Raw genomic sequence first — 10453 nt, forward strand, 5'->3', positions numbered from 1 at the left:
TCCCTTTCCTTTCTGTTGTGTCTATAGAGCTATAGAAGTGGAGGCTACCGACATGAATCTAGTATTGATGGGTTTGCCGGGTGCTGGTAAAGGAACGCAGGCTGCGAAAATCATCGAAGACTATGCGATCCCCCACATCTCGACAGGCGACATGTTCCGCGCGGCGATCAAAGATTCAACGCCACTCGGACAAGAAGCGAAATCATACATGGATAAAGGGGAACTCGTTCCGGACAAAGTCACAATCGGCATCGTACGTGAGCGTCTCGCCAAAGAAGACTGTGCAAATGGTTTTCTCCTTGACGGTTTCCCACGCACAGTGAAACAAGCAGATGCTCTTGAAGCATTACTTGAAGATCTGGGCAAACAAATTGATCACGTCATCCACATCGGTGTAGACCCGGAGAAACTTGTCCCTCGTTTGACAGGTCGCCGGATTTGCCCAACTTGCGGAGCAACGTATCATGTTCTCTACAACCCACCAAAAGTGGAGGGGATCTGTGATATCGACGGATCAGCACTTGTACAACGTGAAGATGACCAAGAGGAGACAGTACGTCGTCGCTTGGAAGTCAACGTCGCTCAAGCGCAACCTTTGATTGACTTTTACGCAGAAAAAGGGTATCTTCGTAATTTGGACGGTGATCGTCCAATCAACGATGTATATTCCGATGTTCAGGCACTCCTTGGTGATCAGTAATGATCATCACGAAAGCGCCGCGTGAAATCGACATCATGCGTAAAGCAGGACAAATCGTCGCCCGGACGCATAAGGAGCTTCAAGCTCACATTCGCCCAGGTATCACGACGGGGCAACTCGACGCGATCGCTGAACGCTATATTCGAAGTCAAGGGGCAACACCATCGTTTAAAGGGTATAATGGTTTCACGGGTAGCATCTGTGCTTCCGTGAACGAAGAGCTTGTCCATGGTATTCCGGGAGATCGTGTACTTCAGGACGGTGACATCATCTCGATTGACATCGGAGCAGAGTACAATGGGTATCACGGAGATTCAGCCTGGACATATCCGGTAGGTACAATCTCTGAAGAGACGAAGCGGTTACTTGACGTAACTGAAGAATCTCTGTATAAAGGATTGGAGCGCGCCAAAGCTGGCGTGCACCTGACAGATATTTCGCATGCGATTCAGTCACATGTTGAAGCTGCGAATTTTTCTGTAGTCCGCGAATATGTGGGCCACGGCGTGGGACAAAATTTGCATGAAGATCCGCAAATTCCACATTATGGACCACCGGGGAAAGGGCCGCGCCTGAAAACCGGCATGACACTGGCAATTGAGCCAATGGTCAATGTCGGGAAACGCTATGTTCGCACACTATCCGACAATTGGACGGTAGTGACGGTGGACGGTAGCATGTGCGCCCACTTTGAGCACACCATCGCCATCACAGACGACGGCTACGAGATCTTAACGGTCGATGCAGAGTGAGCTGTGCGCGTTATTGGTGTCACCTTTCTATAAGCCAGTATCCACTCGTGTTTGTGACCGATGATCTCTCAATGGCTCTTGTAGAAAGCCCCTAGCGCTACAAATCGTCTGGGCTCCCAATCAACTTTATAGAGAAAGGGGTATAATTGATGGCGAAACAAGATGTAATCGAAGTGGAAGGTACGGTTATCGAGCCGCTTCCAAACGCGATGTTTAAGGTGGAGTTAGAAAACGGCCACACGGTCCTCGCGCACGTCTCAGGAAAAATTCGGATGCACTTCATTCGGATCTTGCCAGGAGATAAAGTAACGGTTGAGTTGTCACCATACGACTTGACTCGCGGACGGATCACATACCGTTTCAAATAAAAACTCCGATTTTTTCAGGAGGAGGTATTCACAATGAAAGTAAGACCTTCGGTTAAACCGATCTGTGAAAAATGTAAAGTTATCCGCCGTAAAGGCAAAGTAATGGTTATTTGCGAAAACCCTAAGCATAAACAAAAACAAGGGTAATTAAACAAGGAGGTGCACACATGGCACGTATTGCTGGTGTAGATATTCCACGTGAGAAACGCATCGTCATCTCACTCACTTACATCTATGGTGTTGGTAAAACGACTGCTCAAAAAGTCTTGAAAGAAACTGGTATCTCTGAAGATACTCGTACTCGCGACTTGACTGAGGAACAATTGAACCAACTTCGTGATGGTTTAGACAAAATCAAAGTTGAGGGTGACCTTCGTCGTGAAATCTCACTCAACATCAAACGTTTGATCGAAATCGGTTGCTACCGTGGTGTTCGTCACCGTCGTGGTCTTCCAGTTCGTGGTCAAAACACTAAAAACAACTCGCGTACTCGTAAAGGCCCACGCCGTACAGTAGCGAACAAGAAGAAGTAAGGGAGGGTAAACTAAGATGGCAAAACGCAAACAGAACGTTCGTAGTAAACGTAAAGTCAAAAAGAATATTGAATCTGGTATCGTGCATATCCGTTCAACATTCAACAACACGATCGTTACGATCACTGATATGCAAGGGAATGCAATCTCTTGGGCAACTGCAGGTAACATGGGCTTCAAAGGCTCACGTAAATCGACTCCTTTCGCTGCACAAATGGCATCTGAAACAGCTGCTAAAACAGCAATGGATAACGGTATGCGTACTGTAGAAGTTAACGTTAAAGGTCCTGGTGCAGGTCGTGAAGCAGCTATCCGTGCTCTTCAAGCGATCGGTCTCGAAGTTACTGCAATCCGTGACGTTACTCCAGTACCACACAACGGTTGCCGCCCTCCAAAACGTCGTCGCGTGTAACCCGTCTTGTACTGCAGAGCGGGGATTCGAGTAGACTTTTGTTGATCGTTTGACCAAGCAAGGCAGTAGAAACGTGCACAAGGCGGTTGGCGATTGAACGCGATGGCCAACATGACGATATTCAAGGAGGGGTTCAGATGATCGAAATCGAAAAACCGAAGATTGAAACGATCGAGTTAAGCGAGAATGCTACGTTTGGTAAATTCGTAGTTGAGCCGCTTGAGCGTGGATTCGGTACAACGCTTGGTAACTCATTGCGTCGTATCCTATTGTCTTCACTTCCGGGTGCTGCAGTCACTGCAGTCCAAATCGATGGCGTTCTTCATGAGTTCTCGACGATTGATGGCGTTGTAGAAGACGTTACCCAAATCATCTTGAACCTTAAGAAACTCGCCCTCAAAGTGTACTCGGAAGAAGAGAAAACGCTTGAGATCGATATTCAAGGCGCTGGTGTTGTCACTGCTGCGAACATTACGCATGACAGCGACGTCGAAATCCTCAACCCAGAACTTCACATCGCAACGCTTGCAGAAGGTGCATCACTTCATATGCGTCTGACAGCACGCCGTGGTCGTGGGTATGTTCAGGCTGAAGATAACAAACGGGACGATATGCCAATCGGTGTAATCCCAATCGACTCGATTTACACGCCAATTCAACGTGTAAATTATCAAGTTGAAAAAACACGTGTCGGTCAAGATGCGAGCTTCGATAAGTTGACGCTTGATGTTTGGACGGACGGTTCAATCCGCCCTGAAGAAGCAGTGTCACTCGGTGCGAAAATCATGACAGAACACTTAAACATCTTTGTTGGTCTTACGGACGAAGCGCTCCATGCTGAAATCATGGTCGAAAAGGAAGAAGATCAAAAAGAAAAAGTACTCGAAATGACGATCGAAGAACTCGATCTCTCAGTTCGTTCGTACAACTGTTTGAAACGCGCTGGTATCAACACGGTTCAAGAACTCGCGAACAAGAGCGAAGACGAGATGATGAAAGTCCGTAACCTCGGACGTAAATCACTCGAGGAAGTTCAAGCGAAACTCGACGAACTCGGACTAGGCTTGCGCAAAGAAGACTAATACTATTAATTGCACGAAGGAGGGAATCCATCCATGGCATACTCGAAATTAGGCCGTACAAGCTCACAACGTAAGGCACTTTTGCGTGACCTTGCGACTGATCTCATCATCAATGAGCGTATCCAAACTACAGAACAAAAAGCGAAGGAACTTCGTCCAGTCGTAGAGAAACTCATCACTTTAGGTAAACGCGGTGATCTCCACGCTCGTCGTCAAGTTGCATCGTTCGTTCGCCGTGAAGCTGCTGGTCAAAACGCAGAGGGCAAAGCACAAGACGCGATCCAAAAATTATTCGCTGATGTGGCTCCACGTTTTGCTGAGCGTCAAGGTGGTTACACACGCATCATGAAAATGGGACCACGTCGTGGTGACGGCGCAGAAATGGTCATCATCGAACTCGTTTAATCCTCATTAAATGATTCGCCATAAAAGGGCAGTGCGTATCCCGCTTCTGCCCTTTTGCTACAAAATGAAAGTATTGATTTGATGAAGGAGGAGAGATCATGGACAAGCTGATTGAACTGGAACAGGTCACCTATCGGTATCCGGAACAGGAGCAAGCAGCCCTACAAGAAGTCTCTCTGACGATTCGTTCGGGTGAATGGGTCGCCATCGTTGGTCACAACGGCTCTGGAAAATCAACGCTGACGAAATTGTTTAATGGACTGTTGTTACCGGAGACAGGGACCGTTACGGTTGCTGAGCGCTTTTCAAGTGCGAATCCGGAACAACTGTGGGAGATGCGTCGAGCAATCGGCATCGTCTTCCAAAATCCAGACAATCAATTCGTTGGCACGACCGTGCGCGACGACGTGGCATTTGCTCTAGAAAACTGGGGTATGCCACGCGAGGAAATGGTTCGTCGTATCGACGACAGTCTAGCGCGCGTTGGCCTTACGGATTTTGTTGATCGGGAACCCCATCAACTATCCGGCGGACAGAAGCAGCGTGTCGCAATCGCTTCGGCGCTTGCGATGCGCCCTGATGTTCTCGTGCTCGATGAAGCTACATCGATGCTTGATCCATTAGCACGACAAGAGGTCATGTCGACCGTTCAGGAACTCCATGCGACCCACCCAATGGCGGTCATCGCGATTACACACGAATTAGACGAAGTATTACGGGCTAGTCGTGTCATCGTCATGGATGCCGGGAAAATCGTATTAGAAGGATCCCCTCAGGAAGTCTTTCGTCATGCATCGTTCTTAGAAGACATCGGACTCGATGTTCCATTCGTTGTTCGGGTACAAGAACGTTTACGGGCGCAAGGTCTCTCACTCGAGGAGACGATACTAGATGAAAGAGAATTGGTGAACCGTTTATGCCAATCTTAATCCAGGAATTAAATTATACGTATCAACTCAATAGTCCGTTCGAACGAGTCGCGCTGCGTGATGTGAATCTTGAGATTCCGTCAGGGGCGCTTGTTGCGTTTGTAGGGCACACCGGATCCGGGAAATCGACGCTCGTGCAGCACATCAATGGGTTGCTCAAGCCGACAGCGGGGAAGGTACAAGTCGATGACATCATCGTCGAACCGAAGAAAAAACAGGACCTCAAGCCATTAAGACGTCGCGTCGGGCTTGTTTTTCAATATCCGGAATATCAATTGTTCGAAGAGACGGTCTTAAAGGATGTTATGTTCGGTCCGATGAACTTCGGTCATGACGCCGCGACCGCTGAGCAATTAGCGAAAGAGGCATTACGGACTGTCGGACTCGATGAAGTCTTTTGGAGTCGTTCGCCGTTTGACCTGTCTGGTGGGCAAATGAGGCGTGTTGCAATTGCCGGCGTACTCGCTAGTCAACCAGACGTGTTGATCGTCGATGAGCCGACGGCAGGACTCGATCCGCAAGGGCGCAAGCATATGCTGAGTCTGTTTGCCCGGCTCCATGCAGAGACCGGTATGACGTTGCTCCTGATCACGCACGACATGGATCAGGTGCTTGAGTATGCCGAGCGTGTCATCGTCATGGAAAACGCTCAGGTGGCGTTTGACGGGCTACCACTTGATCTGTTTAAAGAAGAGACATTGCTCGAGCAATTCCACCTCGATCTCCCACACGTCTTATCACTTGCTTGGCCAGTCGCTGATCGGCGTGGATTGCAACGACCGGATATCCGGACGGAGACCGAATTGATCGAGTGGTTGATGACGAAAGGGGTGAGCGAATGATCGTCGGACAACATATTCCCGGTCAGTCGTACTTGCACCGGTCGTCGGCACTCGCGAAGATCATCTTTGCTTTCTGCTTCATTCCGCTCGTCTTTCTTGCGAACAACGCAGCAACGAATATTTTTTACTTGTCTTTACGTTCTTAGCACTCATGAGTAGTCGCTTACCGCTTCGTTATGTTCTAAAGGGACTGCGACCGATTCTTTTCCTGATTGTCTTTACGTTCGTCATCCAGCTATTCTTCACACGCGAAGGGGCTGTCCTCTTTGAGTTCGGCTGGCTCCGGATCTATGAAGAAGGACTGCGACTCGCGATCATCGTCTCATTACGCTTCTTCTATCTCGTCTCGATCACGACACTCGTCACGCTGACGACCTCACCGATCGAACTGACGGATGCGATTGAATTGTTGTTGAAGCCGTTCAAGGTCGTTCGTGTCCCGACGCATGAGATTGCGCTCATGTTATCGATTTCGCTTCGGTTCTTACCAACTTTAGCGGAGGAGACGGAGAAAATCATGAAGGCACAGCAAGCACGTGGTGTTGATTTATCGGCAGGACCGATTAAGGAACGTTTACGGGCGATCATTCCGTTATTGATTCCATTGTTCATCTCCGCCTTTAAGCGGGCAGAGGATCTTGCGATAGCGATGGAAGCGCGGGGGTACCGTGGAGGAGAGGGACGGACACGTCTACGGGAGTCCAAGTGGACGATGCGGGATACAGGTCTGATCATCTTGCTTGTCCTCCTGACGATCAGTTTAGTAGGATTGCGAGGGATCGGGTAATGCGTCGTTTAAAATGTACGATTCAATATGACGGAACCGGCTACGCCGGGTATCAGGTGCAACCAAACGGATTGACGATTCAAGAAGTGATTGAAACGACACTTGCGCGGATGCACAAACATCCCGTCAAGGTCATCGGGTCGGGACGGACGGATGCGAGAGTGCATGCCTACGGACAAGTCATTCATTTTGATACGGAACTAGCGATTCCCCCGGAGAACGTCGTTAAGGCACTGAATACGCTCTTACCAGCGGATATTCGTGTCCGGAGCTGCGAGGAGGTCGAACCGACCTTTGAAGCACGTTACGATGTCGTAGGGAAGGAATACCGCTATTTCGTCCGCCGCGAAGAAAATGCGTTTCGTCGAAATCTGTCGGTTCATATCCCGTATCCGCTCGATCTCGAGCGCATCCGTCAAGGGATGGCACATCTCGTCGGTACGCACGACTTCAGTTCGTTCTGTGTCGCGAAGACGGAAACGGATAACCGGGTTCGGACGATTTACGAGGCAGAGTTGATGACGATCGATGACGAACTCGTCTTTCGGTTCCAGGGCAGTGGTTTTCTCTATAATCAAATCCGGATCATGGTCGGGACGTTACTTGACGTCGGACGCGGTCGTTTTGCACCAGAGGACATTAAAAAAATGTTGCTGGCAAAGGACCGGAACGTCGCAGGCGTGACAGCGCCTCCCCATGGACTCTATCTATGGGAAGTTTTCTATCCGGAGTGAAAAAAGGCAATTGACATTGGCTATTAAAAAACATACAATGTTTATTGGCATTTCATTTATTATGAAACCACAATCTTAGCCCCGTACACCTAAGATTATGATAGATTCACCTAGTGAATAAATGAAAAATCAAAAACAGAACTTTTAATTCCTTAGGAGGTATTTTACATGCGCACAACTTTCATGGCGAAAGCTACTGATGTAGAACGCAAATGGCTCCTTATCGACGCTGAAGGTAAAACACTCGGTCGCCTTGCGAGCGAAGTTTCATCACTTCTCCGTGGTAAGCACAAGCCTACGTTCACACCACACGTTGACTGTGGGGATAACGTTATCCTCATCAACGTTGAGAAAATCGTTTTAACTGGTAACAAACTCGACAAAAAAGTCTACTACCGTCACTCTGGTCATCCAGGCGGCTTAAAGCAGACTGTTGCACGCGATATGCTTGCTAACAAACCTGAGCGCATGCTTGAACTCGCGATCAAAGGGATGCTTCCAAAAGGTAGCCTCGGTCGTCAAATGTTCAACAAACTCCACGTCTACGCTGGAGCTGCACACAAGCACGAAGCACAACAACCAGAAGTTTACGAACTTCGCGGTTAATACGAATTTAGGAGGAACTACACGATGGCAGATGTACGTTACTACGGCACTGGTCGCCGGAAACACGCGGCAGCGCGCGTTTTCCTCGTTGCTGGAGACGGTAAAGTCACAGTTAACGGTCGCGATATCAGCGAATACTTCGGTTATGAGACATTGATCATGACTGCAAAAGAACCACTCGTAATCACAGAAACAGAAGGCAAGTACGATGTAATCGTAACGGTCAAAGGCGGCGGCTTCACTGGTCAAGCAGGCGCTATCCGTCACGGTATCTCACGTGCTCTTCTTCAAGCGGATCCAGAATTCCGCGGCGCACTCAAAGCGAAAGGCTTCTTGACTCGTGATGCTCGTATGAAAGAGCGTAAAAAATACGGTCTTAAAGCAGCTCGTCGTGCACCACAATTCTCGAAACGTTAATTCTTTTCGAATCCCTCTCACCCTTGTGGTGGGAGGTTTTTTTGTGCATTGAAAAACCGCTCTCCTGACGAAGTGTCAGAACAGCGATTCAAGTCAAGACGACGGAGTGGAGCGTAATCGGTGCAATATCGTCAGAAGAAGATAGAGGATGACGATCGTCAGCGGGATGCTCCAAACAAAGAGAGATTGTATGAATTGGATAGGTGTATGTGTCGTCGCTTGACCGACATGTCCCGTAAAAGAGGTTTCTTCACTCAAGACGGTTGCATTGTCCGGTAACTCCGTCTCGGTAGCGACAGTCGGTTGCAGCGTCAGATACAGGACGAAGCTAAGATGTAAGAGACAGGTGACGCCAAGTGTCCAAATGATGCGTTTTTTCATAGGATGCTCCTTTTGATATGAGTTAAAATCATTCTGCATTCCATAAGTATAGCGGATTTTGTTTTCGGGAACAGGAGACAAAGGGAGTGAGCATAGATGGCATTATCGATCAACTGGTTACTCGAGCGAGCGAATCGGAAGTTGAATGCTTCGGGACTGTCGCGAGAAGTCGCCAAACGGACGCAAGAGGTCATCCGGGAGATGCATGCGCAAGGGATTTATGTAGGCGTCGCACAAGGGTACCGATCCATCGCAGAACAGAATCGGTTGTACGCACAGGGACGGACACTACCGGGACCAATCGTAACGAATGCACGCGGGGGACAATCGAATCATAACCGCGGCATTGCCGTCGACCTCTTTCAATATTCCAAAGACGGTACACAAGCGCTGTTTCGAAACGACCAAAGCTTTCAAAAGATTGTTGCTGCGATGAAACGACGTGGCTTTTCTTGGGGTGGGGACTGGACGAGCTTTAAGGACTATCCACACTTTGAATTACTAGGAGTGTCTGAAGAAACGCCGAATCGCTCTCGTGATATCGTTCCGTATCCAGGTCGTCCGTTGTATCAAGGTGCAGCCAATATGAATCCGCGGGATATCGAACGGATCCAACGTGCAGTCAAAGCAACCGTGACTCGGCGCTTTGATGCAGAGACGGCTCAGAAGGTGCGTGCCTATCAAACACGTCAAGGACTTGATGTCGATGGTGTCGTGGGTCCTCGTACATGGAACCGAATGTTCTAAAACGAGTGAATGATCGAGAGAAATGATGAAAACCGACACTGGACATGGAAAAGTCATCCTTTCCGGTGTCGAAATGTGCAAGCGCTCTCTTATTTTTGTTATACTAATAAGGATTAAATCGAACGTTTTCAGGGGGAAGGCACTATGTTGAATGAACAAGAAATTCGCGAGGTAGTCGGAACGCTCGTCGATCCGACGATTGACCGCCCGCTTGCAGATACGAACGGCATTCGTGACGTCCGGATTAAAGGTGATTATGTCAGTCTGAAAATTGCTTTAGCACAATCCGGTTCTGGGGAGCAACTTGTGCTCCAACAGCAAATCGTCAAGGAACTAAAAGAAAAAGGATTCAAGACGGTGGGACTCCGTTTTGAGGCACTCGGTGATCACGGGATTCAAGCAGCGACGACACCGTCGATCCTCAAACCAGAATCCGGTACGACGTTCATCGCGATCGCTTCTGGTAAAGGTGGCGTCGGAAAATCAACGGTTTCTGTTAACCTAGCAGTCGCCCTCGCACGAGCAGGGAAGAAAGTCGGGTTGATTGATGCCGATATCTACGGCTTTAGTGTTCCAGACATGATGGGAATCGAAACACGTCCGACTGTCGTCAACGACCGAATCGTTCCACCAGAACGCTTTGGCGTCAAGGTCATCTCAATGGGCTTCTTCGTCGAAGATAATGCACCAGTCATCTGGCGGGGACCAATGCTCGGGAAGATGCTCAATAACTTCTTCGCAGACGTCGAATGGGGCGA

The 10453-nt window shown here is 48.8% G+C and carries 16 protein-coding genes and 1 pseudogene (1 of these 17 running past the window's edge); 16 read left to right on the forward strand and 1 reads right to left on the reverse strand.

The window, feature by feature from the left end:
* The first annotated feature begins 52 nt into the window (after positions 1–52).
* The 14 genes and pseudogenes from EXW93_RS00460 to rpsI all read left to right on the forward strand — a co-directional run bounded on the left by EXW93_RS00460 (position 53) and on the right by rpsI (position 8567).
* Complete coding sequence (locus tag EXW93_RS00460) at positions 53–700, forward strand: adenylate kinase (protein WP_174315876.1); 648 nt, start codon at positions 53–55, stop codon at positions 698–700.
* The gene (map, locus tag EXW93_RS00465) at positions 700–1452 is read left to right on the forward strand and encodes a type I methionyl aminopeptidase (protein ID WP_023466644.1); all 753 of its coding nucleotides are present in this window, start codon (positions 700–702) and stop codon (positions 1450–1452) included. The genes EXW93_RS00460 and map overlap by 1 nt, the downstream gene beginning before the upstream one ends.
* A 149-nt stretch (positions 1453–1601) precedes the next feature.
* Positions 1602–1820, forward strand: coding sequence for a translation initiation factor IF-1 (gene infA, locus EXW93_RS00470; RefSeq protein WP_012369032.1), 219 nt, complete (start codon positions 1602–1604; stop codon positions 1818–1820).
* Positions 1821–1853: 33 nt separating this feature from the next.
* Positions 1854–1967, forward strand: coding sequence for a 50S ribosomal protein L36 (rpmJ, locus tag EXW93_RS00475; RefSeq protein ID WP_003156543.1), 114 nt, complete (start codon positions 1854–1856; stop codon positions 1965–1967).
* A 20-nt stretch (positions 1968–1987) separates the two neighbouring features.
* Positions 1988–2353 carry a 30S ribosomal protein S13 gene (gene rpsM, locus EXW93_RS00480; RefSeq protein ID WP_023466646.1) on the forward strand — a complete coding sequence of 122 codons (366 nt, stop codon included), beginning with the start codon at positions 1988–1990 and terminating at the stop codon, positions 2351–2353.
* Positions 2354–2369: 16 nt separating this feature from the next.
* Entirely contained in the window at positions 2370–2765 is a 396-nt protein-coding gene (rpsK, locus tag EXW93_RS00485; RefSeq protein ID WP_023466647.1) for a 30S ribosomal protein S11, read from the forward strand.
* Positions 2766–2902: 137 nt separating this feature from the next.
* On the forward strand, positions 2903–3847 hold the full coding sequence (locus EXW93_RS00490) for a DNA-directed RNA polymerase subunit alpha (protein WP_023466648.1): 945 nt from the start codon (positions 2903–2905) through the stop codon (positions 3845–3847).
* A gap of 33 nt (positions 3848–3880) precedes the next feature.
* Positions 3881–4252: a 50S ribosomal protein L17 gene (gene rplQ / locus EXW93_RS00495; protein ID WP_023466649.1), complete on the forward strand. Its 372-nt coding sequence runs from the start codon at positions 3881–3883 to the stop codon at positions 4250–4252.
* A 98-nt stretch (positions 4253–4350) separates the two neighbouring features.
* Positions 4351–5181 (forward strand): energy-coupling factor ABC transporter ATP-binding protein, encoded by an 831-nt coding sequence (locus tag EXW93_RS00500; RefSeq protein ID WP_174315877.1) that lies wholly within the window; start codon positions 4351–4353, stop codon positions 5179–5181.
* On the forward strand, positions 5169–6023 hold the full coding sequence (locus tag EXW93_RS00505; protein ID WP_174315878.1) for an energy-coupling factor transporter ATPase: 855 nt from the start codon (positions 5169–5171) through the stop codon (positions 6021–6023). Before EXW93_RS00500 ends, EXW93_RS00505 begins: the two co-directional genes overlap by 13 nt.
* Positions 6020–6810: pseudogene (locus EXW93_RS00510) on the forward strand (energy-coupling factor transporter transmembrane component T family protein). The gene EXW93_RS00505 and the pseudogene EXW93_RS00510 overlap by 4 nt, the downstream one beginning before the upstream one ends.
* On the forward strand, positions 6810–7544 hold the full coding sequence (gene truA / locus EXW93_RS00515) for a tRNA pseudouridine(38-40) synthase TruA (RefSeq protein ID WP_174315879.1): 735 nt from the start codon (positions 6810–6812) through the stop codon (positions 7542–7544). Before EXW93_RS00510 ends, truA begins: the two are co-directional and overlap by 1 nt.
* A gap of 168 nt (positions 7545–7712) precedes the next feature.
* Entirely contained in the window at positions 7713–8150 is a 438-nt protein-coding gene (gene rplM, locus EXW93_RS00520; protein ID WP_023466654.1) for a 50S ribosomal protein L13, read from the forward strand.
* Positions 8151–8174: 24 nt separating this feature from the next.
* A complete protein-coding gene (gene rpsI, locus EXW93_RS00525) occupies positions 8175–8567 on the forward strand; it encodes a 30S ribosomal protein S9 (protein WP_023466655.1) in 393 nt (130 codons plus the stop codon).
* Between the two features lie 93 nt (positions 8568–8660).
* Here rpsI and EXW93_RS00530 read toward each other — a convergent pair whose 3' ends face one another.
* Positions 8661–8948 carry a hypothetical protein gene (locus EXW93_RS00530; protein ID WP_174315880.1) on the reverse strand — a complete coding sequence of 96 codons (288 nt, stop codon included), beginning with the start codon at positions 8946–8948 and terminating at the stop codon, positions 8661–8663.
* Positions 8949–9044: 96 nt separating this feature from the next.
* Here EXW93_RS00530 and EXW93_RS00535 point away from each other — a divergent pair, with 96 nt between their 5' ends.
* Positions 9045–9695, forward strand: a complete 651-nt coding sequence (locus EXW93_RS00535; protein ID WP_055966774.1) for a M15 family metallopeptidase — start codon at positions 9045–9047, stop codon at positions 9693–9695.
* Between the two features lie 144 nt (positions 9696–9839).
* A protein-coding gene (locus EXW93_RS00540; RefSeq protein WP_023466657.1) for an Mrp/NBP35 family ATP-binding protein crosses the window boundary here: on the forward strand, positions 9840–10453 show its 5' portion. The gene runs 418 nt beyond the window's last position; 614 of the gene's 1032 nt are visible here — the first part of the coding sequence; its start codon is at positions 9840–9842; its stop codon lies off the right edge, out of view.

It is taken from the genome of Exiguobacterium sp. JMULE1 (genome assembly GCF_013337175.1).
GTDB classification, from domain to species: domain Bacteria; phylum Bacillota; class Bacilli; order Exiguobacteriales; family Exiguobacteriaceae; genus Exiguobacterium_A; species Exiguobacterium_A indicum.